The sequence below is a fragment of the Curtobacterium pusillum genome (genome assembly GCF_007673235.1).
In the GTDB taxonomy this organism is placed as follows: Bacteria; Actinomycetota; Actinomycetes; order Actinomycetales; family Microbacteriaceae; genus Curtobacterium; species Curtobacterium pusillum_C.
This window is the reverse complement of the sequence record NZ_VDZH01000003.1, coordinates 438938-463940: the sequence shown is the minus strand read 5'-3', so window position 1 is coordinate 463940 and position 25003 is coordinate 438938. Positions and strand designations below refer to the sequence as shown.

At 71.9% G+C, this 25003-nt stretch carries 23 protein-coding genes and 1 pseudogene; 6 read left to right on the top strand and 18 right to left on the bottom strand.

Annotated features, from left to right (window positions below; all coding sequences use genetic code 11):
- Positions 1–32: 32 nt before the first annotated feature.
- The 4 genes from FS532_RS10630 to FS532_RS10615 form a co-directional block, all read right to left on the bottom strand.
- The gene (locus FS532_RS10630) at positions 33–2867 is read right to left on the bottom strand and encodes an ABC transporter permease (RefSeq protein WP_144753719.1); all 2835 of its coding nucleotides are present in this window, start codon (positions 2865–2867) and stop codon (positions 33–35) included.
- Complete coding sequence (locus FS532_RS10625; RefSeq protein ID WP_079237515.1) at positions 2864–3592, bottom strand: ABC transporter ATP-binding protein; 729 nt, start codon at positions 3590–3592, stop codon at positions 2864–2866. The genes FS532_RS10630 and FS532_RS10625 overlap by 4 nt, the downstream gene beginning before the upstream one ends.
- Positions 3589–4164, bottom strand: coding sequence for a PadR family transcriptional regulator (locus FS532_RS10620; RefSeq protein ID WP_144753716.1), 576 nt, complete (start codon positions 4162–4164; stop codon positions 3589–3591). The genes FS532_RS10625 and FS532_RS10620 overlap by 4 nt, the downstream gene beginning before the upstream one ends.
- Positions 4165–4315: 151 nt before the next feature.
- On the bottom strand, positions 4316–5197 hold the full coding sequence (locus FS532_RS10615; RefSeq protein ID WP_144753713.1) for an aldo/keto reductase: 882 nt from the start codon (positions 5195–5197) through the stop codon (positions 4316–4318).
- 85 nt (positions 5198–5282) lie between these two features.
- On the opposite strand from FS532_RS10615, the gene FS532_RS10610 reads away from it, so the two are divergent.
- On the top strand, positions 5283–6203 hold the full coding sequence (locus FS532_RS10610; protein ID WP_144753711.1) for an endonuclease/exonuclease/phosphatase family protein: 921 nt from the start codon (positions 5283–5285) through the stop codon (positions 6201–6203).
- Positions 6204–6224: 21 nt separating this feature from the next.
- Here FS532_RS10610 and FS532_RS10605 read toward each other — a convergent pair whose 3' ends face one another.
- From FS532_RS10605 to FS532_RS10595, 3 genes are all read right to left on the bottom strand, one after another.
- Positions 6225–6806 (bottom strand): YdeI/OmpD-associated family protein, encoded by a 582-nt coding sequence (locus tag FS532_RS10605; RefSeq protein ID WP_144753708.1) that lies wholly within the window; start codon positions 6804–6806, stop codon positions 6225–6227.
- Between the two features lie 184 nt (positions 6807–6990).
- Positions 6991–8553, bottom strand: coding sequence for an FAD-binding oxidoreductase (locus tag FS532_RS10600; protein ID WP_144753705.1), 1563 nt, complete (start codon positions 8551–8553; stop codon positions 6991–6993).
- A 9-nt stretch (positions 8554–8562) separates the two neighbouring features.
- Positions 8563–9105 (bottom strand): acyl-CoA thioesterase, encoded by a 543-nt coding sequence (locus FS532_RS10595; protein WP_144753702.1) that lies wholly within the window; start codon positions 9103–9105, stop codon positions 8563–8565.
- Positions 9106–9236: 131 nt separating this feature from the next.
- Between FS532_RS10595 and FS532_RS10590 the strand changes: the two genes are divergently transcribed.
- Both FS532_RS10590 and FS532_RS10585 read left to right on the top strand, forming a co-directional pair.
- Positions 9237–10223 carry an aldo/keto reductase gene (locus FS532_RS10590; protein ID WP_144753700.1) on the top strand — a complete coding sequence of 329 codons (987 nt, stop codon included), beginning with the start codon at positions 9237–9239 and terminating at the stop codon, positions 10221–10223.
- Positions 10224–10401: 178 nt separating this feature from the next.
- Positions 10402–11793, top strand: coding sequence for a nucleobase:cation symporter-2 family protein (locus tag FS532_RS10585; protein WP_260852641.1), 1392 nt, complete (start codon positions 10402–10404; stop codon positions 11791–11793).
- Between the two features lie 171 nt (positions 11794–11964).
- Here FS532_RS10585 and pucL read toward each other — a convergent pair whose 3' ends face one another.
- From pucL to FS532_RS10565, 5 genes and pseudogenes are all read right to left on the bottom strand, one after another.
- On the bottom strand, positions 11965–12882 hold the full coding sequence (gene pucL / locus FS532_RS10580) for a factor-independent urate hydroxylase (protein WP_144753697.1): 918 nt from the start codon (positions 12880–12882) through the stop codon (positions 11965–11967).
- A 4-nt stretch (positions 12883–12886) separates the two neighbouring features.
- Positions 12887–13225 (bottom strand): hydroxyisourate hydrolase, encoded by a 339-nt coding sequence (gene uraH, locus FS532_RS19050; RefSeq protein ID WP_186322009.1) that lies wholly within the window; start codon positions 13223–13225, stop codon positions 12887–12889.
- Positions 13226–13684, bottom strand: a pseudogene (gene uraD, locus FS532_RS19045) (2-oxo-4-hydroxy-4-carboxy-5-ureidoimidazoline decarboxylase); the annotation flags it as partial.
- A gap of 278 nt (positions 13685–13962) precedes the next feature.
- Complete coding sequence (locus tag FS532_RS10570) at positions 13963–14445, bottom strand: FBP domain-containing protein (RefSeq protein ID WP_144753694.1); 483 nt, start codon at positions 14443–14445, stop codon at positions 13963–13965.
- A gap of 180 nt (positions 14446–14625) precedes the next feature.
- Complete coding sequence (locus FS532_RS10565) at positions 14626–15438, bottom strand: class I SAM-dependent methyltransferase (RefSeq protein ID WP_144753691.1); 813 nt, start codon at positions 15436–15438, stop codon at positions 14626–14628.
- Between the two features lie 38 nt (positions 15439–15476).
- Here FS532_RS10565 and FS532_RS10560 point away from each other — a divergent pair, with 38 nt between their 5' ends.
- Positions 15477–15728, top strand: coding sequence for a hypothetical protein (locus tag FS532_RS10560; protein ID WP_144753688.1), 252 nt, complete (start codon positions 15477–15479; stop codon positions 15726–15728).
- 25 nt (positions 15729–15753) lie between these two features.
- On the opposite strand, the gene FS532_RS10555 is transcribed toward FS532_RS10560, so the two are convergent.
- The 3 genes from FS532_RS10555 to FS532_RS10545 form a co-directional block, all read right to left on the bottom strand.
- Positions 15754–16659, bottom strand: coding sequence for a helix-turn-helix transcriptional regulator (locus FS532_RS10555; RefSeq protein WP_144753686.1), 906 nt, complete (start codon positions 16657–16659; stop codon positions 15754–15756).
- A 241-nt stretch (positions 16660–16900) separates the two neighbouring features.
- Positions 16901–18160, bottom strand: coding sequence for a hemolysin family protein (locus FS532_RS10550; RefSeq protein ID WP_144753683.1), 1260 nt, complete (start codon positions 18158–18160; stop codon positions 16901–16903).
- A gap of 83 nt (positions 18161–18243) precedes the next feature.
- Positions 18244–19212 (bottom strand): M23 family metallopeptidase, encoded by a 969-nt coding sequence (locus FS532_RS10545; RefSeq protein ID WP_144753680.1) that lies wholly within the window; start codon positions 19210–19212, stop codon positions 18244–18246.
- 162 nt (positions 19213–19374) lie between these two features.
- Here FS532_RS10545 and FS532_RS10540 point away from each other — a divergent pair, with 162 nt between their 5' ends.
- Complete coding sequence (locus tag FS532_RS10540) at positions 19375–19869, top strand: hypothetical protein (RefSeq protein ID WP_144753677.1); 495 nt, start codon at positions 19375–19377, stop codon at positions 19867–19869.
- Between the two features lie 18 nt (positions 19870–19887).
- Here the strand turns inward: FS532_RS10540 and FS532_RS10535 are convergent, their stop codons facing one another.
- Positions 19888–21579, bottom strand: coding sequence for a cation:proton antiporter (locus FS532_RS10535; RefSeq protein WP_144753674.1), 1692 nt, complete (start codon positions 21577–21579; stop codon positions 19888–19890).
- Between the two features lie 27 nt (positions 21580–21606).
- Entirely contained in the window at positions 21607–21972 is a 366-nt protein-coding gene (locus FS532_RS10530; RefSeq protein ID WP_144753671.1) for a hypothetical protein, read from the bottom strand.
- A 191-nt stretch (positions 21973–22163) separates the two neighbouring features.
- Here FS532_RS10530 and FS532_RS10525 point away from each other — a divergent pair, with 191 nt between their 5' ends.
- Complete coding sequence (locus FS532_RS10525) at positions 22164–24374, top strand: NADP-dependent isocitrate dehydrogenase (RefSeq protein ID WP_144753668.1); 2211 nt, start codon at positions 22164–22166, stop codon at positions 24372–24374.
- Positions 24375–24513: 139 nt separating this feature from the next.
- Here FS532_RS10525 and FS532_RS10520 read toward each other — a convergent pair whose 3' ends face one another.
- Complete coding sequence (locus tag FS532_RS10520; RefSeq protein ID WP_144753666.1) at positions 24514–24960, bottom strand: DUF3817 domain-containing protein; 447 nt, start codon at positions 24958–24960, stop codon at positions 24514–24516.
- Positions 24961–25003 lie beyond the last annotated feature (43 nt).

Sequence of the window (25003 nt, the reverse complement as noted above, 5' to 3'; positions counted from 1 at the left end):
GCCCCGTGCCTCCAGTCCGGTGTGGGGCCGCGTCAGAGTGCGCGACGCACCGCGACCCGTCGGCTGCGGCCCGCCGTCAGCCACGTCCCCACCGTCACCAGCAGGGGCAGGCCGACGGCGAGCAACGCGAGGAACGGCCAGTCCGCGACGAACGGCATGTGCGACGTCCCGACCGGACCCGCCGTGAAGCGCAGCGTGAGCGCCCGGATCGGCAGCAGCCCGAGCAGGGTGCCGATCACCGCGCCGACCGTGGTGAGGATCGCCGCCTGCCAGGCCGACACCCGACGCCGGAGGACCGGGGCTGCACCGACCGAGTCGAGCACCTCGTCGTCACGGCGCCCGTCCGAGCGTGCGAGTCCGATGGCGACCGCCGTCGCGCCGATCGTCACGGCAGCGGCGAGTGCGAGCACGAGCGCCTTCACCACGCCCTGCGCGTCCACCGGACCGGTCTCGTACATGAACGTCGGGCCACCCCACCGGTCGCGGTCGAGGCCGCCCTGGCTCTGCCACGCCGAGGACAGTTCGTCCCACTGCGTCGGGGTGAGCTCGGTCGGCTGCGTCGTCACGAGCATCCCGTCGACGGCCGGCACGCGGTACCGCTCGGCGGTCTCGCGGGTCATGAAGACGCCGACCTGGATCCGCGGCGACTGCACGTCGAGCACGGCGGGGATCGTCGTCGTGGCGTCCGGTCGGTCACCCGACGTCGTCGTCATGCTGTCCCAGGTCTGGTCGTGGAAGGTGTCGATCTGCACGGCGCCGTCGTGCGCGTACTCCGGCCAGAGCGACACCGCCTTGCCGGAGGTCAGCGCGTCACGGACGGTCGCGGACGGACGGTGTCCGGTCAGCAGGGCGTAGTCGTCGACCGTGCCCGTCCAGATGTGCGGCGTCGAGTCGTCCTGGGACTGCAGGTACGCCGAGCACGAGGTCGTGTCGTTCGCCGGGCACTCCCGCGTCCCCCAGTCGTGCGGGAGGGTGACCGTCGAGGGGACCTCACCGGCCTGCTCGGACACGGCGCCCAGCACCCGCACCCTGTCGTGGGTGAGCACTCCGGCCACGACCTTCGCCGCGCGGGCGGTGAGGGCGGCGTCGTAGCCGGTCGCGTTGCCCTGGTCGTCGGTGACCGACACCGATGCGGTGGCGACGCCGACCGCCGTCCGGTACTCGTAGTCGCGGACGAACTGCGCGTGCGAGGACGCGCTCCACGTGATCGCGACCGAGGCCACGAACACGACGCTCATCACACTCGCGAGCACCGGGACGGTCCGGACCGGGTTCCGTCGAGCGTCCCGCGCAGCGAGGCGTGCCGACAGCCCGAGCCGGGTCGACAGGCGGGCGACGAGCGCGAGGAGCCACGGCGAGCACATCGCGACGCCGACCTGCACGAGGCACGGGCCGATCGCGACGCCCGCCCCCGCGACCCAGGCGTAGTCGTCGCCCTGCACCGGACGGTCGTTGAGCAGCAGGACCCCGACGCCGCACGCGAGGGTCATCACCGTGCCGACGACGATGAGCACCGGTGCCCAGACGCGTCGTCGACGCTCGGCGCGGGGGTTCACCTGCGCCGGTCGGAGGGATCCGCGCAGCGCGGCGAGCACGTTGATCCGGGTGGCGGCCCGCGCGGCGACCAGCGCGGCCACGAGCCCGGCGAGCACCCCGGCCGCACCGATCGCGAGCAGCAGGAACCCGGGGACGTGCAGGCCCGGCCAGGTGCTGACGTTGCCGTTGTCGACCAGACGGAACGCCAGCGCGCCGATCCCGGTGCCGAGTGCGACGCCGAGCACCGCCCCGGTGACGCCGAGCACGAGCCCGGACCCGGCCACGATCGTCCGCACGAACCGACGGTCCCCACCGACGCTCGTCACGATCGCGTACGAGCGGGTGTCCGCCCGGGTCCCGACCAGGAACGCGGCCCCGGCGAGCAGGGCGACCTCGAACATCGCGAAGACCCCGAGCAGCGCCATCGCCCCGAGGTACCAGCCGAGGGACGAGTTCCGCTGCGCGGCAGGGAACCGCTCGTCCGGCGGGTCGAGGACGACGGGGCGGGACTGGACGACGATCCCGTGCGCGTTCAGCTGTCGGATCTCCGACCACGTCGGTGCGTCGGACGCCAGGTAGACCGTGACGTCGGAGACGCCGCGCGTGTCCTCCCCGGTGGTCGGCGAGAGCGTGGTGCCCCACGGCAGGAAGACACCCTGCTCGCCCGGGTCGGAGCCGAGGTCGCGCATCGTCCCGGTGATGGTGAACCGCTTCGTGACCGGGTCGGTCAGGTCGACGGTGTCCCCGATCGACGCCCCCAGCCGTGCCAGGGTCGCCGGCGTCACCATGAGCTCGTCGCGGTCGGTCGGTGCGGTGCCCTCGAGCACCTGCCAGTGCCCCGCGAGCACCTTCGACCACACCGCACCCTCGACGGCCATGAGCCCGATCGGACCCTTCGGCCCGGAGAGCACGATCGACGCGGACCCGACCGGGATCGACACCGCGCCCGCCGGCACGTGGTCGAGGACGTTCGCGTAGCGGAGGTCGCCCTCGGCCTTCGACGCGGGGCTGCCCTTCGCTGCCTCGGAGTACTGCCAGGCGACCGGGTCCTGCCGCATGCCCGGCAGGTCGGGGCCCATCGCCCGCATCTGCGCGGCCGCGTGCCCGAGGTCGTACCCGAGCTGTTCGGTCGTGGTCGGCTGCGTGGACTGCACCACGACGGACACCGCGGCGAACCCGGCCGTCGGGATCCCGATCAGCGCGACGATGAGCGCCGCACGCCCGACCTTCGCGAACGCCAGACGTCGCCCGAGCCGGAGCGCCGGTCGGAGTGCGAACGGCGTGCGGACACGGGGCTGGTCGACGTCGGCTCGGCGCCGACGCGCGCTCACGAGGCGGCCCGGTCCGTGAGCGCCATCTCGACGCCCGAGTACACCGTCTCGTCCACCACCCGGCCGTCGCGGAGGAACACGATCCGGTCCGCCCACGCCGCGTGCCGGGCGTCGTGCGTCACGAGGAGCGCCCCCGCACCGGCGTCGACGTGTCGACGGAGCATCCGGAGCACGACCTCGCCGGTCTGCGAGTCCAGGGCACCCGTCGGCTCGTCGGCGAGGACCAGCCGGCGCTCGCCGACGACCCCGCGGGCGATCGCCACGCGCTGCTGCTGCCCGCCGGACAGGTCGTCCGGGAAGGCGTCGGAACGGTGACCGAGCTCGACGTTGTCGAGCGCGAGTTCTGCGGCTCGCCGTGCCTGCGAGGCCTTCCACCCGTCGAGTTCGAGCGGCAGGGCCACGTTCTCGACGGCGGTGAGCGACGGGATGAGGTTGAAGTCCTGGAACACGAACCCGACCAGGCGTCGGCGGAGCGCGGCGAGGTCCTTCGCGGGACGGTCCGACACGAAGTCCCCGTCGATCACCACCTCACCGCTGGTCGGCGGGAGCAGGGTACCGGCGCACGCGAGCAGCGTGGACTTGCCGGAGCCCGACGTACCCATCACCGCGACCATCTCGCCGCGGCGGATCTGCAGGTCGATGCCGGCGAGGGCGGTGACGGCCTTCGCGCCGGAGCCGTACTGCACGCTCACAGCGTCGAGCTCGAGGAGCGGCGCGGCGGTCACCGGGCGCTCCGGACGGTCGCGTCGGACGCCGGTGCGTCGACCGGAGCGGGATGCTCGTTCGGCCGGTACCGGGCGACGCTCGACTCCACGTGGTCGAGCCAGCGCACCTCGGCTTCCGCCTGGAACAGCATCGCCTCGAGGACGAGCGACCACGCGAGGTCCTCCGCCGGGTCCGTGCCCCGCTTCAGCCGGGTGAGGTCCTGCAGGTTCCGCACGGCCGCCGCGCGCTGCACCTGCACGAGGTGCGTGACGTCGACGCCGGGCACGGTGACGGCGAGGGCGAACTTGATCGCGAGCTCGTCGCGTCCGCGCTTGGCCGGGACCGGTTCGCTGAACCAGCGCGCCACTGCCTCGCGACCCGCGTCGGTCGCCGTGTAGACGACGTGTCCGTCGTCGTCGGCGTCGCCGCGGGCCACGAGGCCGTCCCGTTCCAGACGGTCGAGCGTCGTGTAGACCTGGCCGATGTTCAGCGGCCAGCTGCCCCCGGTCCGGTGCTCGAACTCCCCCCGGAGCTGGTACCCGTAGCCGGGTCCCCCCACCAGCAGCGCGAGTACGCCCATCCGTACGCTCATGACACTTCCCCCAGTTCCCGTCCACCGTGGACATACTGAGTATGCACATACCCGGTATGGGTGCGCAAGTGCGGCCCGCGAACGGTGCTGGAGACGGACTGGAGGCGCGGTGCCAGCCAGCACCGCGCCTCCAGTCCGTCTCGTGGTCGCGTCAGCGACCCAGCTTCGACAGCTCCTCGAACTCGTCGTCGGTCAGCTCGATGGTCGCGCCCTGCAGGTTGTCCTCCAGGTGCGAGACGCTCGACGTGCCCGGGATCGGCAGCACGACGGGCGAGCGCTTGAGCAGCCAGGCGAGCGCGAGCTGCGCCGGCGACGCACCCTTCCGCGACGCGATCTCGGTGAGCGGGGAGTCCTCGCCGGTCAGCCCGCCGGTCGCGAGCGGGAACCACGGGATGAACGCGATGCCCTGCTCGGTCGACCAGTCGAGGAGCTCCTCGGCGTCGCGCTTCTGCAGGTTGTACAGGTTCTGCACGGAGACGATCGTCGCGATCTCCTGGGCCGCCTTGACGTCGTCGACCGACACCTCGGACAGGCCGATGTGCCGGATCTTGCCCTCGTCCTGCAACTTCTTCAGCTCGCCGACCTGGTCCTCGAGCGGGACCTTCGGGTCGATGCGGTGGAGCTGGAACAGATCGATGCGTTCGAGGCCCAGGCGGCGGAGGCTCATCTCGGCCTCCTGGCGCAGGTACTCCGGGCGGCCGACCGGCGGCCACTCGTTCGGGCCGGTCCGGGTGAGTCCGGCCTTCGTCGCGATGACGACGTCGTCGCCGTAGGGGTGGAGGGCTTCGTGCAGGAGCTCCTCGGCGACGTAGGGGCCGTAGGAGTCGGCGGTGTCGAAGAAGTCCACGCCGAGCTCGACCGCGCGCTTGAGGACCCGGACGGCCTCGTCGTGGTCCTTCGGCGGCCCCCAGACCCCGGGGCCGGTGAGCTGCATGGTGCCGTAGCCGAGGCGGTGGACTTCGAGGTCGCCCCCGATGCGGAAGGTGCCGGAGGCGGCGGCCGGACGGTTCGTGGTGTCGGTGCCAGTGGTCATGCACCCGGTGTACGCCTGAGCGTTCGACCCGTGCTGGACGGTTGTCCCCCGGGGTGCTGTCAGCGCCGGTTCGTATGCTCCTCGGGTGCCCTTCCGTTCCCCACGACGGAGTCCCGGCCGCTCGCTCGTCATCGGTGTCGTCGGGATCGTGCTGCTCGCCGGGATCGTCGTCCTCGTGTTCCCCGCCGCGCTCGGTGTCCTCGGGACCGCCGGCTCGGTCGTCGGCTCCCTGCTCCCCTGGCTCGCCCTGCTGCTCGTGCCCGTCGCCGGGGTTGCCCTCGGCTCCCGGTCGAAGCGGCTCGCGGTGGGCTCCCTGGCGTTCGCCGCCGCGTGGGCGTTCGCGATCCTGCCCGGTGTGCTCACGCCGGACGCGCCGGGGTCGCCGGAGCTGACGGTCGTGACGGAGAACGTCGAGGCCGCGAACGAGGACCCGGCGGCCACGGCGCGGTCGATCGCAGCACGCACCCCGGACGTCATCGCCCTCGAGGAGCTCACGGAGTCCTCGGGCACCGCCGTCGCGGGCGTGCTCGACGAACGGTACCCGCACCACTACCGGGTCGGGTCGATCGGGGTGTGGAGTCGGACGACGCTGAGCGGCGGCGAGCCGTTGACGCTCGGCCTCGGGTGGGCGCGGGCGCTCCGCGTCACCGTGGACACCGACCGCGGCGACGTCCGGCTGTACGTCGTGCACATGGACTCGCTGCGGCTCGGCGGCGAGGACGGACGGCCGACGATGCTGGCGTCCCTCGCGACCGCGGTCCGTGACGACGACTCGGAGCGGCTCGTCGTCGCCGGGGATTTCAACGGCGGCTCGAAGGACCCGGAGATGCTCCCGCTGACCCGGATGCTCGACGAGGGCGGCGGGTTCGGGTTCACCTGGCCCGCGCAGGCGCCCGTCGTGCGGATCGACCACGTGTTCGTCCGCGGGCTCGACACCACGTCGACCGAGGTCCTCCCCGCGAACGGCAGTGACCACCGCGGCGTGCAGGTAGGGCTGCGCGGCTGACGCAGGCGGCCTGCCGGTGGCTCAGACCTTCCGCGGGTACGGCGTCTCGCCGCGCTCGAGCCCGCCGACGAGCTTCGTCAGCCGGTTCGTCCGGGCCGTCGCGCTCGGTGCCGTCATGATCCGGTGCAGTACGGCGTACCGGTTCGTGGCATCGAGTTCGGCGAACAGCGCGGCGGCGGCGGGCGAGGCGTCGAGCGCTGCCTGCAGGTCCTCCGGCACGGTCGCCGCAGCGGCCCCGGAGTAGGCACGGTCCCACCGGCCGTCGTCCTTCGCGCGGTCGATCTCCGCCTGACCCCGGTCCCGCATCCTCCCCTCGGCGAGGAGCGTCGCGACGAGTCCGATGTTCCGCTGCGACCAGAGCGAGGCCCTCCGCCGCGGGGTGAACCGCTGCCGGAACGTGGCCTCGTCGCGCCCGCGCTTCTGGCCGTCGATCCAGCCGGAGCACAGGGCCTCGTCGAGTGCCTGGTCGTAGGTCAGGGTCGTCGGCTCCGTTGTGCCCTTCTTCGCGAGGACGAGCCACACCCCGTCGGGTTCGTCCTCGTGGGCGTCGAGCCAGGCGCGCCAGGCGGCGGTGTCCGGCAGCACGAGGTCGTCGATGTCCACGCGCTCATCGTAGGACGGCGGTCCGGTCCCCGGCCCGGCCGGCCCGGCCGGCCCGGCCCGGCCGTGCCCGAGTCTCGGCGTGGGCGACACTTCTCGCGGCGCGCACCGCGAGAACTGTCGCCCACAGCGAAACTCGCGTCGCGCATGCCGAGACTCGCGTCGCGCACGGCCAGACCCCGCGCGGTCACACCCAGTGCGGCTGCGCCAGCATCCCCGTCGGGTCCGCCTGCTCCGCGATCCGGTGCAGCCGCGAGGTGTTCACGTCGAAGTAGTCCGCCGGGTCCGTGATCGCCGCGTCGCAGTAGTTCGCGTAGGCCGCGTCGCCCCACGCCGGCCGCATCGCCTTCCGGAACCCCCGCACGTACGCGTCGAACGGCGCCGGGTCCGCCCCGTCCGCGAACACCGCCGTGTACTGCACGGTCATCAGCGCCGACCGCCACGGGAACGCGGTGTCGGTCCGTCCGACGTCCGACACGACGCCGCCGAGCGCGTCGAGGGCGACCCCGCCCTCGCGGTTGCCGGCGACGTCGCCCGCCGCGGCCGCGTGCTGCACCAGGGTGTCGATCTGCGCGTCTGTCAGCTTCGTGGTGCCGATCGACGAGGTCGCCGCCTGGGAGACCCGCTGCGCCTTCCCCGCGAGCGTCGACATCGCCGCTCCGTAGGTCAGCTGCTGGGCGGTGTGCGCGAGCGGCGTGGCACCGGTCGCGCGGATGAACCCGTCGACGGAGGCGTCCGCCCCGGTCTTCGCCCCGGTCCACACGCCCGTCACGGTGACCGTCGGGGCGCTGTGCCGCGAGCCGTTCAGGAGCTTGAGCGTCGACCACAGCTGCCGGTCCGCCGTGGGCGCCCAGTCTTGCCAGGCCCGCACCACGGCAGCGGCGGCCGACCACCGGAAGGTGATGCGGAAGAGCAGGACGGGAGGCGCGGCCTGCGTCCGGTAGGTCAGTGCGGTCACGACGCCGACGCTTCCACCCCCACCGCCCCGGCAGGCCCAGAAGAGGTCGGGTTCGGCGGTCGCCGAGACCTCGTGCACGGTGCCGTCCGGGGTGACGAGGGTCGCACCGGTCAGCTGGTCGCAGGTCAGGCCGAAGGAGCGCACGAGCACCCCGACACCGCCGCCGAGCGTCAGCCCGCCGATGCCGACCGTCGGGCACGACCCGGCGCCGATGGCACGACCGGCCTTCGCGAGCGCGGCGTACACGTCCCCGAGCTGCGCACCGGGGCCGATCGTCACCGTGTCGTCGTCGTGCAGCTGGATCTGGTCGAGGTCCTGCGTGCTGATCACGAGCGACCGCGGGACGTCGGTGCCGCTCGCGCCGCCGGCCGACCACCCCGTGTAGGAGTGCCCGCCGGCCCGGAGTGCCACGGGGGTGTTCGTGTTCCGGGCGAAGGCGACCCCGGCCTGCACGTCGGTGGCGTCGGCGGCCCGGAGGATCGCCTGCGGATCGGCGTCGTCGTACCGGGGGTTCTCGACGAGCCGCGCCGAGTCCCAGCCGTTCGACCCCGACCGCAGCAGCCGGCCGGACACCGCGGCGGCGAGGGCGTCCCACGTGTCGGGTCCGCCCGGTGTCGGGGACGCGGTCGGGGTCCGGGTCGGCCGGGGTGTCGACGTCGCGCTCGGTGACGGGGACGGCGACGGTCGACTGCACGCCGCGAGCACCCCGGCGATCCCGAGTCCGACTCCCCCGGCGAGCAGGACCCGTCGGCTGGTGGCAGGGGTGCGGTGCTCGTCGTCGCGTTCGCTCACCGGACCTGTCTACCCCGCGGAGCTGCTGATGCGGGTCGCCCCCGCCCACTCGTGCACCCACTCCGGCACCGACAGGTCCCGGTCCGTCGCGCCCGCTGCCTCGAGGAGCTCCGACGGCGGCACCGTCCCGCCGGCCCGCAGGAGGAACCGCGCCTGGACCACGGCCCGTGCGACGACGGTCCCGCGTCGGACGAACGTCTGTTCCAGGTAGGCCGCGCGGTCGTCCATGCCGAGCACCCGGGTGACGAGTTCGAACCGCTGCCCGAGCGTCAGCGACCGCTTGTAGGTGATCGTCTGCGCGGACACCACCGGGTACCAGCCCCGCTCGGCGATGGCATCCCAGAACCCCGAGCGGAGCATGAGGTCGAGCCGCCCGAGGTCGAGCATCGACAGGTACTTCCCGTTGTTCACGTGGCGCAGCGGGTCGAGGTCGGTCAGGGTCACACGGAACGGCGTGCGGACCTCGTCCCAGAGCGAGGGTCGCCGTCCGCCGATCGTGGGGCGGAGCCGGACGCGCAACTGGAGCAGGAACAGCCGGAAGTACAGGTTCACGGATCCGATCCCACCAGCGGAGCCGGCCGAACGCGCGGAACCTTGGAGGAACCGCACGAAGTCGCATTCCCGGCTGACGGGTCCGGTCAGTGCCTCCCTCCAACCGAGGGACCCGGAGTAGACCTGCACCCATGCAGACACGCAAGCTCGCAGACCTCGAGGTCGCAACCGTCGGCCTCGGCACCATGGGCATGAGCGCCTTCTACACGGGCGCCGGCACCGACGACGACGAGTCGATCCGCACCATCCACCGCGCGATCGACCTCGGCGTCACCCTGTTCGACACCGCCGAGGCGTACGGCCCCTACACGAACGAGGACCTGCTCCGCCGCGCCCTCGCGGACCGTCGCGACGACGTCGTCATCGCGACGAAGTTCGGCCTCATCACCCACACCGCCGGTGAGGAGACCCCGGCCACCGGCCGCGGCATCAGCTCCGCGCCGGAGTCCGTCCGAGAGGCGCTCGAGGGCTCCCTCCGTCGGCTCGGCACCGACCACATCGACCTGTACTACCAGCACCGCGTCGACCCGGCTTTCCCGATCGAGGACGTCATCGGGCAGCTCGCCGGCTTCGTGCAGGAGGGCAAGATCCGCCACATCGGTCTCTCCGAGGCGAGCGCCGCCACGATCCGGAAGGCGCACGCCGTGCACCCGATCACGGCCCTCCAGAGCGAGTACTCGCTGTGGACGCGGGACCCGGAGGGCGACGTGCTCGACACCCTCCGCGAGCTCGGCATCGGCCTCGTGCCGTACTCGCCGCTGGGCCGCGGGTTCCTGACCGGTGCCATCACGAAGCCGTCCGACCTGGACTCCGACGACTTCCGCCTGGCGAACCCGCGCTTCCAGGAGGAGGCCTTCGCCGAGAACATGCGCATCGTCGACGCCGTCAAGGACATCGCCACCGAGGCCGGCGGGACCCCCGCGCAGGTCGCCCTCGCCTGGCTGCTCGCACAGGGCGACGACGTCGTCCCGATCCCCGGCACGAAGCGGGTCTCGCGGCTCGAGGAGAACGTCGGCGCAGCCGACCTCACCCTGACGGCGGACCAGATCACGCGCCTGTCGGCGCTCCCGGTCCCGACCGGCGACCGCTACCCCGACATGTCGACCATCGGTCGGTAGACGCGACCGGATGACGGCCTGGAGGCGCGGTGCCAGCTGGCACCGCGCCTCCAGGCCGTTGCGCGGTGCGTTTCGGGCGCGTGCCCGGTGACGGACGCGACCCACGCCCGTCATCCCGGGGAAACACGGGCTGCATAGCGTCCGGAGGACAGGGAAATCCACCACCGGAGGGGACGCCATGACGACCACGAAGACCAGTGCGGACGGGGTGGACTCCGTCCCGCCGCTCGCACGACTCCTGCCGCTCGGCCTGCAGCACGTGCTCGCGATGTACGCGGGGGCGATCGCCGTGCCGCTCATCGTCGGCGGTGCACTCGGCTTCGACAGCGCCGACCTGGCGTTCCTCATCAGCGCGGACCTGTTCGTCGCCGGACTGGCCACGATCGTGCAGTCCGTCGGCTTCTGGCGCTTCGGCGTCCGGCTGCCCCTCGTGCAGGGCGTCACGTTCGCCGCCGTCGGCCCGATGATCGCGATCGGCACCGAGCACGGCATCACCGCCGTCTACGGGGCGACGATCGCGTGCGGTGTCTTCATGGTCGTGATCGCGCCGTGGTTCGCGCAGCTCGTGCGGTTGTTCCCGCCGATCGTCACCGGCACGGTCATCCTCATCATCGGGCTGTCGCTGATGAGCGTCGCGGCGGGCTGGGTCACCGACGGCGGGAAGGACGGCGCGGCCGACCCGCTCGACGTCGCGTTCGCCGCTGGGGTGCTGCTCGCGATCGTCCTGGTCGAGCGGTTCGCGCCGCGGGGACTCGCCCGGGTGTCGGTGCTGTTCGGGCTGCTGCTCGGCACTGTGGTGGCGCTGTTCGTCCCGGGCATGGTCGACGGGTCGGGCATCGGGAGTGCCTCGTGGTTCGCCTTCGTCACGCCGTTCCACTTCGGGCTGCCGACGTTCGACCTGGCCTCGATCGTGTCGATGCTCGTCGTCGGGCTCGTGATCATGACCGAGACGACCGGGGACATGATCGCCGTCGGTGAGGTCACCGGCCGGCCGGTCTCCAAGCGAACGCTCGCCGACGGGCTCCGCGCGGACGGCCTCGGCACGGTCGTCGGCGGGGTGTTCAACACGTTCCCGTACACGGCGTTCGCGCAGAACGTCGGGCTCGTCGCACTGACCGGCGTGCGTTCCCGGTACGTGGCGACGGCGGCCGGCGGCATCCTCGTGGTGCTGGGCCTCGTGCCGAAGGTCGCCGCGGTCGTCGAGGCGATCCCGCACGCGGTGCTCGGCGGCGCCGGCGTCGCGCTGTTCGGTATGGTCGCGGCTTCGGGCATCAGGACGCTGTCGAAGGTGCGGTTCGACAACCGGAACGTCCTCGTCGTGGCGCTGCCGCTCGGCATCGCGCTGCTGCCGACCGTCGCCCCGGAGATCTACGGGCAGTTCCCGACCTGGTTCACCTTGATCTTCGACTCGGGCATCTCGGCCGGGGCGGTCGCGGCGATCCTGCTCAACCTGCTGCTCGGGTCGCGCTCCGTGGCCGAGCGGTACGGCGAGGACCCGGCGGTGGGCTCGTACGACGGGGTGCGTTCCACGGCGCCGATCGCCATCACCCGCGAGTCCGACCCGGTCTGATCGGGCTCGCCCAGCGGGCGCGCGGAGGGGCGTCGGGTGTGGTCGGACGGGCGCGCGAACGGGCGAAACATGCGCCTCTGGCAATGCTGAGGCTGCGTGTTTCGCCCGTTCGCTGCGTTGGTCGCGGACGCATGCCACCAGCGGCATGCACCGCCAGGCCGGCCGCCCGCCTCAGACGAACGCCGGCAGGTGCTCCCACGCACGCGGCGCATCGGCGACCCCGTCCCGTACGACGGTCCCCTCGATGAGCCCGTACGGACGGTCCGCCGCGATGAACACCTCGTTCTCGTTGGTCAGGTCGAACGGCGACAGGTCCACGACGAAGTGGTGCTTGTTCGGCATCGCGAAGCGCACCTCGGCGAGCTCGGGCCGGAGTGCGATCGCCGCGCGGCCCATCTCCCACAGGGTCTGCTGCAGCGCCAGGGAGTGCACCGTGGCGAACTGCTCGAGCATCACCCGGACGACGTCCTCGTACAGGCCGTCGTAGTCGATGCCGGCCTGCACGGCGGATGGCAGGTAGCGCCAACGCGCCGTGACCTCGGTCGCCATGATCCGGTCCGTGGTCTCCGGCAGCGTGGTGAACCGGGAGCGCGGGAACCCGTGGAACTCGGACCCGGTCGACTTCAGCACCACCAGGTCCTTGACGCCGCCGGTCACGTGGCGCTCCCCGGCCTCGACGTGCACGGTCGCGAGCCGGGTGCCCGAACCGGTGCGCCGGAACGAGTGGTCGTGCGGCCGGCCGTCGACCTCGATGCGCTCCCACGGGTGCACCTCGGCCTGCCAGACGCCACCCTCCACCCAGTCGAACTCGCTGGTGAACTGGTCGGCGAGCACCGCCAGGAACTCCTCCGGAGCACCGACCCCGTGCTCCTTCGCGAGCGCGAACACGGTGTTCTTCTGGGTGTCGGTCGCGACGATCCGGGAGTTGTCCCCGGCGGTGAACGACCCGGCGAACGCCTCGCCGATCAACTGCGAGGTGACGGTGAGGTCGGCGATCTCGTGCCGGTCCCCGTGCCGGGTCACCCGCACGAGGCGGTTCTCGGCCTTCCCGTACTTGTTCGGTCCCAGGTGGACGGAGACGTCTGGCATCGGATCAACTCCCTCGGTAGGTGCTGTAGGCGAACGGGCTGAGCAGCAGCGGCACGTGGAGGTGCTCGGTACCGCTGACGGTGAATGCGACGACCACGAACGGGTGGAACGCCGGGACCCCGACGGCCCGGTGGTACGCGCCGGAGTCGAAGCGGAGCAGCAGGTCGCCGCGGGGCAGGACGTCCGGCCCGAGCGCGGCGCGCCCGTCGGTGTCCGTCGTGCCGGTGGCGACGACGTCACCGTCGACGGTGCTCAGCACGAGGTGGATCCCGGCGGCCGGGGTTCCCCGCGTCGCGTCGAGCACGTGCGTGGTGAGGTGCGGGACGGCGAACGTCGCACGGATGCGGTGCACGGCGATGTCGGAGAGGGCTGCAGCGGCCTCGTCCGTCTCGGTCGCGGCGTCGTTGCCGAGCCGTCGTTGGAGTTCGGCGAGGAGTTGCTCCGGCGTCCGTCCGGCAGCGCGCACGAGGAACACCCGTCCGAAGCGGCGCTCGTACTCGGCGTTGCCCGCGGCGATCGCCTCGGCGACGTCGTCGGCGGCGGACCGCATCGACGACTGCTCCCGAGCCGAGGAGGCATCGACGGCACGCTCACCGATCCGCGGGTGCTGGGCCAGTGCTCCGTCGAGCTCCGTCGCGCCCCACGCACCGGCGGTGGCGGCGGCTCGCTCGATGAGGGCCTGCACGCTGCCGAACGGCCGCGCGGCCACGAGCGCGTCGACCCACGCGGGCACGTCCGCCCACCCCGCCGCGGTCGCCGCGGCATCGGGGGCGGTCGCGTCGTTGAAATCGCCGAGGTCCATCCCCTCACGCTATGGAACGCCCGTTTCACGGGCGTTACGCGGTGGTTTCCCCCGGAACGCGACCCACGGTCCTGAAACGGCCCTGTCTGCCGGCCTGGAGGCGCGGGTCGGCCCCGCCCGCGCCTCCAGGTCGTCACCCGGTCGCGTTTTCCGTCCCATCGCGCGCGCCATAGGAAGCGGAATCGCGCGTAGGAGGCCGAAAGAAACGGCCTCCTACGCGCGGAACGGTTTCCTACGCGCGGAACTGCCTCCTACGCGCGGAACGGCCGGGCCGGGGGCTAGACCTCGGCGGCGAAGGACGCGGCGCGGAGCTGCAGGTCCTCGATCCGCTGGAGGCGGGCGGCCTCGACGTCGTAGCCCTCGTAGGCGGGCGGCGGCAGCTTCCGGACGTTCCGGGAGCACTGGAACTCCTGGCAGACGAGCGTGCCGACCGTGTTGCCGTTCCGCCCCGCCTTGCCGGACCGTTTCGCGCTGTAGAACACGACGTCGTTCGGGAGCTTCACGTCCTGGCACCACGAGCACTGTGCACGGGAGCGCGACGAGGCCTCGGCCTGCCGGAAGAGGATCCCGACGATGTCGCCCTCGAGCGTGGGCACGACGGCGTACGCGCGCCGACCGATCTTCGGGTCGCGCCAGCCGAGGTAGTCGAGCGCGTCCCAGTCGATCGTCTCGAAGTCGGCGGGCAGGGTGAGGTCGGAGGTCTCCTTGCGGGAGGCGTTCACGAAGGAGCTACGCAGGGTCTTCTCGCTGATGGGCAGCATGGTCGATCGCTTTCGGAAGGGCCCGGGGCACGCGGACGCATGCCGCACCGGGCGGAGGGTTCAGGGTTCGATGACGGCGGCCACACCGAACGGTGCGACCGGGGGCATCACGCCCTGATGCCGGCGTTACGGGCGCCGACCACCTCCTGGAAGCTCACCCGACCAGCCTACGACGACGTGTCAAGCCGGGCGTGTCGCGGCAGTCGCGGACGGGCTCGCCGGCACCGCGGTGACCAGCACCAGTGCGCCCTCGTACGTCGGCTGCACGCGGAGCGAACCGTGGGCACGGTCCCAGTCACCGGACTCCAGCGCGGTCCGGAGTGCGGCGACGGAACGTCGTGCGGTCATCTCGTCGACGAAGCTCCACGCCGAGTTCGCCTGCCGGGCGCCCGGGTCGAGGAGCCGCTCGGGTCGGGCGTAGTACGCCTCCGAGAACCCGTCGACGCAGGTGAAGGGGATCGGCAGCGGGGTGCTCATCACGGTGTCCTGACCGAGCGCGTCGGCGATGCGGGCGAGCGAGGGGTAGCGCCGTGCCTCGGTGGCCATGACCTCGGGCGCGTACTCGGCGAGCCAGTAGTCCTCGACCCGGTCGGGGTCGCACGTCAGGATCACGATCGGACCCCGGGTCACCCGACGCAGCTCGGCCAGCCCGCGCTCGAGGTCGCCCCACTGGTGCACGGAGAACGTCGTCATCGCGGCGTCGAACGTGTCGTCGGCGAACGGCAGGTCCTCGGCTGTGGCGTCGATCGCCGTCGCGAGGGACTCCGGCCGCTGAGCGCGCATCGACTCCGACGGCTCGACCGCGGTCACCTCGCGGTCGGTCGGCTCGTAGGAACCCGCACCGGCACCGACGTTGAGGACGGTCCGCGCGTCGCCGAGCGCCGCTGCGATGGCCCGGGCGAAGGACGGCTCCGGTCGGCGGTACTTCCGGTAGTCCTGCCCGATCCGGGCGTAGTCGGCATCCCCCGCTGAACCGTCCGTCGTCCTCGTCACGACCCCAGCCTACGGACCGTGGCTGTTACGGTCGGGGCATGGTCTCCGGGGGATTCGCCGTCGTCAGTGTCCTGTACATCGCGTTCTTCGTGGCGCTGGCCGTGCTGACGGTCGCGCTCATCGTGCTCGTGTTCGCCGCGATCCGCGTGCTGCGGTTGTCCGCGACGGAGCGACAGCTGCGCATCGAGCGGCTGCGGTACCAGGCGGTCGTCGACGGCATCGACGACGGCGGTGCCGGCCCGGAGACGAATGGCCCGGACGCGGCCGGTCCGGCGGCGCCCACCGCCTGATGACGGCGGCCACGGCGACGACCGGTCAGTCGACCGGTTCGGTCTCCGACTCGCGGAGTGCCGCGTACTGCTCGGCGCGTTCGGTCGCCGCCCACGACCCGAGGAGGGCCAGGGACCGCTCCGACTCGCTGCTCGGTTCCGCCGAGTACGAGAACATCACGAGGCCGGGGTCGGCGACGAGCTCGAGTGCCTCGTAGTCGAGCCGCAGTTCCCCGACGATGGGGTGCAGGATCCGCTTCTTGCCGGTGCGGTGGGTCCGGACGTCGTGCGCAGCCCACCAGGCGCGGAACTCCTCGCTCCGCGTCGACAGCTCACCGACCAGCGTCACCAGGCCGGGCTCGCACGGGTTCGACACCGCTGCCGCACGGAGGATCGCCACCGCGTCCCGAGCGGTCTGCGCCCAGTCCGGGAAGAACTCCTTCGCCGCCGGGTCGAGGAACGTGAAGCGCGCGGTGTTCACCGGGCGCCCGGGGCCGGCGAACATCGGCGCGTACAGGGCACGGCCGAGCTCGTTCGTCGCGACGACGTCACCGCGCTCGTTCCGCACCCACGCCGGCGCTCCGGTGATCGAGTCGAGTAGCCGCTGCACGCCCGGGCGCACCCGGGTCGGCACGTTGCGGTGCATGACCTTCACGCCGGCGTTCGCCAGACGCGCGAGGTCCCACAGGTGGACGCGCTCGTCCTCGTCGAGCTGCAGGGCTCCGGCGAGCCCCTCGAGCACGCTGTCGGAGACGCCCTTGAGCGAGCCCCGTTCGAGCCGCGTGTAGTAGTCGACGCTGACGCCGGCGAGCATCGCGACCTCGTGGCGACGCAGCCCCGGCACCCGCCGGACCCCACCGCCGAACGAGGGCATGCCGACCTGCTCGGGGGTGAGTCGTGCCCGCCTCGAGGACAGGAAGTCGCGGATCTCGTTGCGCACGTCGATACCCATGCGACGAGCGTACGTCCCGAGGCTGGTACCGAGGCAGGCCCTGCCCGTACCCGCCACGGGCGGACTGGAGGCGCGGCGCGGGGCGGTGCGCGAAAGCGACACATCGCGCTCGGGACAACGAGCGTGTGCGCCGAAGCGACAGATCACCGCGAACGGTTCGCGGCGATCTGTCGCTTTCGCGGGATGGCACGGACGGGCGGACTGGAGGCGCGGGGCGGGGCCGCCACGCGCCTCCCGTCCGCTACGCGGTTGCGCTGGCCGTGATGCGCACGCGCGCCACGCGGTGACCGTCCATGGCGGTCACCTCGAGACGGTGGCCGTCCACCTCGACGACGTCCCCCACCTCGGGCACCCGGTCGAGGGCGACCTGCACCAGGCCACCGACGGTCTCGTAGTCGCCGTCGGGCAGGGCCGGGCCGCCGTCGGCGACGAGGTCCTCGAGCACGGTCGCCCCGTCGACGCCGTCGAGCTCTGCCGTCGGCTCGTCGTACTCATCGCGGATGCGTCCGACGAGGTCCTCGAGCAGCGCCTCGAGCGTCACCATGCCCGCGCTGCCGCCGTACTCGTCGACGACCAGGGCGATCTGGTGTCCCTCGGTGCGCATGTCCGCGATCGCACTCGACAGCGACTTCGTCTCCGGCAGCGCGAGCACCGGTCGGACGAGCGTCGACACCAGGGCCGTCGGGTCGGCCGGCCGCAGGAGGTCCCGCAGGTGCACGAAGCCGTCGACGTGGTCCCGCGTGCCGTCGGTGACGAGGTACCGGGTGTGCCCGAGGTCGATGGCGTGGTCGGTGGCCGCGGCGATCGAGGTGCCGGCGTCGATCGTCGACACGTCGTACCAGGGCCGCATCGACTCGCGGAGGATGCGGTCCCCGGCGTCGAGCGCGCTCCGGGCGATCCGGCGCCCCTGCGCGTCGATGGCGTCGTGGTCCTCGACGAGCCCGCGGAGTTCCTCGGTGCTCATCGACTCGCTCCGGGCGTTCGGGTCCCCGCCGAGCAGTCGCACGACGGTGTCGGTCGACTTCGAGAGGAGCCAGATGACCGGGCGCATGAGCGTGGCGAACCGTTCGAGCGTCGGTGCGACGGCCATCGAGAAGCCCTCGGCGCGCTGCAGGGCGAGCCGCTTCGGCACCAGCTCGCCGAACACGAGCGACAGGTAGGCGATGACGAGCGTCATCAGCACGAGCGCCACCGTCTCGGCCACACCCTGCTCGAGTCCGAGTCCGGTGAACAGCGGGGCCACGTCGGGGGCGATCGACGACGCACCGTACGCGGCGGAGAAGAAGCCCGCGACCGTCACGCCGATCTGCACGGCGGACAGGAAGCGGTTCGGGTCCCGTCCGAGCTCGGCGACGCGCATGCCCCGGGAGCCACGACGCTCGAGCTGCTGCAGCTGCGACTCACGGAGCGAGACGAGGGCGATCTCGGCGGCGGCGAAGACACCGCCGACGAGCACGAAGAGGACCACGAGCCCGAAGGCGATCCAGGTGTCGACGCCCATCAGCGGGCTGCCGGGTCAGATCGGCGACGGGCGGGCGGTCTGTGACAATCGTCCATGCCTGTGACTCTGCACAGGAAAGCTGATCAAGCGGTGAGGGAACGCCCGATGCGCGCTTCGAGCCAGGCCTCGGGGTCGATCGGCGTGATGCCGTCCATCCAGACCTCGAGGTGCAGGTGCGCCCCGGTCGAGACGCCGGAGGACCCGACCTTGCCGATGAACTCGCCCGCCTCGACGGTGTCGCCGACCTTGAGCGGGGAGGACCCCGGGATCATGTGGCCGTAGAGCGTGGAGACCTCGCGGCCGTCGACCACGTGGTCGATGATCACCGCGGTGCCGTACGAGAAGTAGGTGCCCGAGACCCGGACGGTACCCGCGGCGACGGCACCGATCGGTGCACCCATGCCGGGGTTGAAGTCGAGGCCCTGGTGCAGCGACGAGCACGCGCTGCACGGTGCCGAGCGGTACCCGAAACCCGAGCTCATCCGGACCGGTCCGGGGAACGGCGACCGGATCTCGCCGCCGTAGGACACCGACGTGCCCGGTGCTCCGGCGGAGCCGCCGCCGACGGTGAACTCGTCACGGTCGAGGGCGCTCGCCGAGATCGCCTTCGTCACGGCGTAGTCCTGCGTGCGGACGGACGGGGCGAGGGTCGCGGTCGCCATCGAGGTCCCGGCACTGGCGTGCGCCGGCATCGCCGACGCGGCGAACATCGCCAGGGCCGCGAGGGCGCTGGTCAGGGTGATCCGGCTGGCGCGGTACGACCGGGAGGCGCGGGGAGCGCTGGGCGCTCGGCTCACGCTGGGTGCGGGGCGGCGGACGACGTGCTGGATGCGGGAGTCGACGTGCTCGGTGGTGGCGCGGGCGGCGGCGGCGCGACGGCCGGGGCGCTCGGGCTTCGCGGGTCGCTCCGCCGCCGTGCGCTCCGGCTTCGTGGGGCGGTCGCGGCGGGCGGGCTTGCGGGCGGCTGCGCGCTCGGCCTCGAGGGCGGCGCGACGGGACAGGTGCACCACCGGGGTGTCCGGGTGCTGGTCGAGTTCGCGTGCAGTCGTCATGGCCGCCCACCATTCTGCACGACTCTGTCGCTTTGTACAGGTCCTTTCGTGATCTCTTCGTTACCGACGGCCTGGGAGGGTCCTGATGCGTCCGCCTGCCCCGACCGCGGACCCTCGGGGATCGGTAGTGTCCGCAGTGAGCGAGCGGAAAGGACCCTCCACATGGCCCGAACGCCGCGAGAGCGGCACGAACCCGTCGACCTGGCGTCGGCGCACGTCGTGCTCGCAGGGACGCAGGAACTCCTGCCGGTGCTCCGGACGGCGGCCGTACGCGCCGGGGTCGACGCGGCCCGGATGCGCGTGGTCGGTGTCGACGACCTGCCGGATCCCGGCGAGACCTGGGACGCGGAACTCGCCGTCATCGCCATCCGTCGACCGGGCAGCGACCCCGCCTTCCACCGTGCACAGGAGGCAGCGGAGATGATCGACTCGCTGCTCGCCCCGCACGCGGTCCGCATCGTCGTGACCGTGTCCGGCCTGACCCGGCTCGCGCCCAAGCTCGAGCGGACGCTGACGTCCGAGGTGCTGCACCAGATCGGCGCGGCGTCGGCCCCGTCCGGGTTCGAGCGGCCGTTCCGGAACTTCCGGATGCGGCTCGGGCTCGCGGCCCTGAAGACCGCCGGGGTCCGGGTCTTCCGCGTCCGCATCGGCGAGTGACCGCGAGCCGCCTGACCCTCAGCGGGCCGGCGCGCCCCTGAGCTCGAGCGCGATCTGTTCGGCGTCGAGGTTCTGCAGCAGGGACTCGAGTACCTCGGCATCGAAGCTGCCGTCGTCGCGGGCGTCGAGGATCGCGGCTCGCTGGGCCTCGAGCACCGCGAGTCGTCGAGCCTTCTCGCGACCCATCCACGCCCGGAGCTCGGCGGGGTCGGCTGCTTCGAGGTCCTCGCGCGCACGGGGTCCGGCCTCGCTCGTTCCCGGGACCTGCTCCGCCGCCGTCCGCATGAGGTCGAGGAGCCGCCTGCGCTCCTCGGTGTCCTTCGCGGCAGTGTCCGGCGCCGGAGCGGCGATCCGGCGGAGGAGGGGTCCGATCGTGCCGCCCTGGACCACGAGCGACAGCAGCGCGACCGCGAAGGCGATGAACACGAGCAGTGACTTCTGCGGCGTGCCGTCGGGCAGCGTCTGTGCCGCGGCGACCGTGACCGCACCGCGCATGCCGGCCCAGACGACGGCCGTGCCCTCCCGCCAGCCGAGCGGTGCCTTCGTGTAGTACGCGATGTCCGCCAGGGTTCGGCGGACCCGTGTGGAGAACCGGTCGAGCTCCCGCTCCGACGGGGCGCGGTTGCCGGGACGGTGCTCCCGGATGACGTCGCTCATGGCGTCGCGGTCACCGGCGTGCATCTCGGCGAAGCGCTCCTGCATGCGCTCCCCGCGCTTGGCGCTCGACGACAGCGCGAACAGCAGGGGGACGACGTACGCGGCCCGGACGGCCACGGTGAGCACGAGCGCGCCGACGGCGATGAGGAGCGCCGGCCCGATGCCCGTGTGGTCCCGCTCGACCTCCCGGAGGATGGACGCGAGCTCGAGGCCCATGGTGAGGAACACTGCGCCCTCGAGCACGAGTTCGATCGTCTGCCAGTTCTGTGCGTCCGACAGACGGTGCCCGGGCGGGAGTTTCCGTGGGCCCACGATCCCGGTGAACAGCCCGGCGACGACCGCGGCGACGAGCCCGGACCCGTGCAGGAGCTCGGTCGGCACGGCGGCGACGAACGGGACCGCGAACGAGAGCGCCGTGTTGACCGCGGCGTTCGGGACCCGGGCGCGGACGTACACGTTCGCCCAGCCGACGAACCAGCCGATCACCACGGCGATGGCCACGGCCTTCGCGAAGTCCCCGAGCGCGCCCCAGAACGAGAACGATGCGGCCGCGGCGACGATGGCGGTCCGCAGGAGCACGAGCGCGGTCGCGTCGTTGAGGAGCGATTCGCCGTCCAGGATCGAGATCGCCCGGCGGGAGATCGAGGTCTGCTTGACGATCGAGGTGGCCACGGCGTCGGTCGGGCTGACGATCGCCCCCAGTGCGATGCCCCACCAGAACCCGAGCCCCGGGATCACCCAGGCGAAGAACAGCCCGACGACGAGGCTCGACGCGATGACGAGCAGGACCGACAGCCCGCTGATGGCCCCGAACTCGCGCCGGAAGTTCATCGACGGCATCGACACCGCCGACGAGTAGAGCAGCGGCGGGAGGACCCCGGCGAGGATCCACTCCGGGTCGATCTCGGCGTTCGGGATCCACGGCACGAGGCTCGCGACGATCCCGACGACGACGAGCACGAGCGGTGCAGCGACACCGATGCGCGGACCGAGCACGGCGGCGCCCGCGATGGCGATGAGGGCGATGACGCCGATGACGAGGAATTCGGTCACGCACCCAGAATGACACCGTCCGGGCGGTCAGTCCCGGTCGGGCTCCGCGCTGTGGACGGCCGAGGCGTTCACCGCGTGCTGTGGAGGAACGATGTGCGCGACGACGGCCACGCTCCCGACGGCGAGGACGAGGGTGAGCGTGCCCGCGGTCACGGCGGTCCCGATCCGCCGCAGCCGCGAGCCCGACCCGCGGTCCCGTGGCGCGAACCGGGCGACACCACGTCGCGGCTCCGGTCCGACCAGCCAGGGTCCCGAGCCGTCTTCGTCGTACGAGAACGGACCGGAGCCGTCGGGCGCGTACCGGTACGGTCCGCTGCCGTCGACGGCGTACGCCGAGCGCAGGTCCTCGGCGGTCCACCCGAAGTCCGACGGTGTCTGCCGTGTCGTGGACATGCGCGCCTCCTGCGGTCGTGTGGTGCGGAAGACCATTGCAGGCGACGTTCCTATGTGTCGACAGTGCGCCTCCAGGAAGAAAGCCGAGTACCTGCTCGGCGCAGGCCGCACCATGTATCTTGATGTCGAGACATCCTGCGCCACGAGTACCGTGGACGTACCGACGGTCGAACAAGGGAGTACCCGCCAGCATGGCCAAGATCATCTACACCCTCACGGACGAGGCACCGTTCCTCGCCACCCACTCCTTCCTCCCGGTCATCCAGGCCTTCGCCGGCACCGCAGGTGTCGAGGTCGAGACCCGCGACATCTCGCTCTCCGGCCGGATCATCGCCCAGTTCCCGGAGCGGCTCACCGCTGAGCAGCGCCTGGACGACGCCCTCGCCGAGCTCGGCGACCTGGCGAAGACGCCCGAGGCGAACATCATCAAGCTGCCGAACATCTCGGCGTCCATCCCGCAGCTCAAGGCCGCGATCAAGGAGCTCCAGGCGCAGGGCTACGACCTGCCGGACTACCCCGACGAGCCGGAGACCGACGACGAGCGCGACGCCCGTGCCCGCTACGACCGCACCAAGGGCAGCGCCGTGAACCCGGTGCTGCGCGAGGGCAACTCCGACCGTCGTGCGCCGCTCTCGGTGAAGAACTACGCGCGCAAGCACCCGCACCGCATGGGTGCGTGGTCGTCCGACTCGAAGACGAACGTCGTGACCATGGGCGTCGACGACTTCCGCTCGAACGAGCAGTCCTGGATCGCCCCGGCGGACGACGTCCTGACGATCGAGTTCGTCGGCACGGACGGCGAGACCACGGTCCTCAAGCAGTCGATGCCCGTCCTCGCGGGCGAGGTCGTCGACGGCACCGTGCTGCACGTCCGCGCGCTCGAGGCGTTCCTGAAGGACCAGATCGCCGCGGCGAAGGAGCAGGGCGTCCTGTTCTCGGTCCACCTCAAGGCCACGATGATGAAGGTCTCCGACCCGATCATCTTCGGGCACGTCATCCGCGCGTTCTTCCCGAGCGTCTTCGAGCGCTTCGGTGCCGACCTCGTCGCCGCCGGGCTGAACCCCAACGACGGCCTCGGCTCGATCCTCGCCGGCCTCGACGCCCTGCCGAACGGTGCCGAGATCAAGCAGGCGTTCGCGGACGGCATCGACGCCGGCCCCGAGCTCGCGATGGTCGACTCCGACAAGGGCATCACGAACCTGCACGTCCCGAGTGACGTCATCGTCGACGCCTCGATGCCGGCGATGATCCGCACCTCCGGTCACATGTGGGGTCCGGACGGCGACGAGCACGACACCCTCGCCGTCATCCCCGACTCGAGCTACGCCGGCATCTACCAGGTCGTCATCGAGGACTGCCGCGCGAACGGCGCGTTCGACCCGGCCACCATGGGCTCGGTGCCGAACGTCGGCCTGATGGCGCAGAAGGCCGAGGAGTACGGCTCGCACGACAAGACGTTCGAGGTCCCGGCAGCCGGTCGCGTGCGCGTCGTCACGAGCGGCGGCGAGACGGTCATCGAGCACGGCGTCGAGGCGGGCGACATCTGGCGTGCCTGCCAGACCAAGGACGTCGCGATCCGTGACTGGGTGAAGCTCGCGGTCACCCGTGCGCGTGCCTCCGAGACCCCCGCCGTGTTCTGGCTCGACGAGACGCGTGCGCACGACGCGAACCTCATCGGGCTCGTCCGCACCTACCTCGGCGAGCAGGACACCGATGGGCTGCAGATCGAGATCCTCTCCCCCGAGGACGCCATGCGCTTCTCGCTCGAGCGCATCCGTCGCGGCGAGGACACCATCTCGGTCACGGGCAACGTCCTCCGCGACTACCTCACCGACCTGTTCCCGATCATGGAACTCGGCACCTCGGCGAAGATGCTCTCCGTCGTCCCGCTGCTCGGTGGCGGTGGCCTGTTCGAGACCGGTGCCGGTGGCTCCGCGCCGAAGCACGTCCAGCAGCTCGTGCAGCAGAACTACCTGCGCTGGGACAGCCTCGGCGAGTTCCTGGCGCTGGCGGTCTCGCTCGAGCACCTCGCCGGGGTGACCGGCAACGAGCGGGCGAAGCTCCTCGGCGAGACCCTCGACCGTGCCACCGGGACGTTCCTCGAACAGGACAAGTCGCCGGGCCGGAAGCTCGGCTCGATCGACAACCGCGGCAGCCACTTCTACCTGGCGAAGTACTGGGCAGAAGAACTGGCGGCGCAGACCGCTGACACCGAGCTCGCAGCGGCGTTCGCGCAGATCGCGTCGACGCTGGGCGAGCAGGAGGACACGATCGTCGGCGAGCTGAACGGCGTCCAGGGGCACCCGGCGGACATCGGCGGGTACTACCGCCCGGACGACGCGAAGACGAGCGCCGTGATGCGCCCGTCCGCCACGTTGAACGGGATCCTCGCGGCCCTGTAGCCGCGCTGACGACGGACGGGAGGCACGGTGCCAGCTGGCACCGTGCCTCCCGTTCGTTCGTGGTGGCGACCACCGCATCGAGTGAGCGGAGATCGTCGGGTCCGGGCCGCGCACCCGACGATTTCTGCTCACTCGATCGTCATCGACCGGGCGGACCGACGGCCAGCAGCGCCACGAACACCAGCGCGACCGCCACGACGCCGATGACGATCGACACCACCGGGCGGCGCACCACGAAGAACAGCAGGCGGTCCCAGAACCCCGCGTGGCCCTCGGCACCGCGGCGCCACGGACCCTCGAGCATCCCGCGCCGGGCCACCGCGACCTCGAACGGCACCGTCGCGTACGGCACGACGGCACTCGCCCACCCGAGCACGAGCGCCCCGAACGACCACCGCTGGTTCACCGCGACGACGGTCGTGACGACGAGGTAGGCCAGGAACACGAACCCGTGCACCCCGCCGCCGATCCGCACGCCCCAGTCGCCGGCGTCGAGTCCGTACTTCACCACCATCCCGGCGATGAGGAGCGTCCAGGTCACGAGTTCGGCCACCGCGGCGGCGCGGAACAGGGATCGGGGAGTCATGCCGACATCGTGACCGAACCGGCCTGGAGAACCCCCGACACTC

Coding starts and splice junctions, on each gene's coding strand:
- FS532_RS10620 (WP_144753716.1), bottom strand. CDS start 4,164: ATGAGCGTACGGATGGGCGTACTCGCGCTGCTGGTGGGGGGACCCGGC.
- FS532_RS10615 (WP_144753713.1), bottom strand. CDS start 5,197: ATGACCACTGGCACCGACACCACGAACCGTCCGGCCGCCGCCTCCGGC.
- FS532_RS10590 (WP_144753700.1), top strand. CDS start 9,237: ATGCAGACACGCAAGCTCGCAGACCTCGAGGTCGCAACCGTCGGCCTC.
- FS532_RS10585 (WP_260852641.1), top strand. CDS start 10,402: ATGACGACCACGAAGACCAGTGCGGACGGGGTGGACTCCGTCCCGCCG.
- pucL (WP_144753697.1), bottom strand. CDS start 12,882: ATGCCAGACGTCTCCGTCCACCTGGGACCGAACAAGTACGGGAAGGCC.
- FS532_RS10570 (WP_144753694.1), bottom strand. CDS start 14,445: ATGCTGCCCATCAGCGAGAAGACCCTGCGTAGCTCCTTCGTGAACGCC.
- FS532_RS10560 (WP_144753688.1), top strand. CDS start 15,477: ATGGTCTCCGGGGGATTCGCCGTCGTCAGTGTCCTGTACATCGCGTTC.
- FS532_RS10555 (WP_144753686.1), bottom strand. CDS start 16,659: ATGGGTATCGACGTGCGCAACGAGATCCGCGACTTCCTGTCCTCGAGG.
- FS532_RS10550 (WP_144753683.1), bottom strand. CDS start 18,160: ATGGGCGTCGACACCTGGATCGCCTTCGGGCTCGTGGTCCTCTTCGTG.
- FS532_RS10545 (WP_144753680.1), bottom strand. CDS start 19,212: ATGACGACTGCACGCGAACTCGACCAGCACCCGGACACCCCGGTGGTG.
- FS532_RS10540 (WP_144753677.1), top strand. CDS start 19,375: ATGGCCCGAACGCCGCGAGAGCGGCACGAACCCGTCGACCTGGCGTCG.
- FS532_RS10530 (WP_144753671.1), bottom strand. CDS start 21,972: ATGTCCACGACACGGCAGACACCGTCGGACTTCGGGTGGACCGCCGAG.
- FS532_RS10525 (WP_144753668.1), top strand. CDS start 22,164: ATGGCCAAGATCATCTACACCCTCACGGACGAGGCACCGTTCCTCGCC.
- FS532_RS10520 (WP_144753666.1), bottom strand. CDS start 24,960: ATGACTCCCCGATCCCTGTTCCGCGCCGCCGCGGTGGCCGAACTCGTG.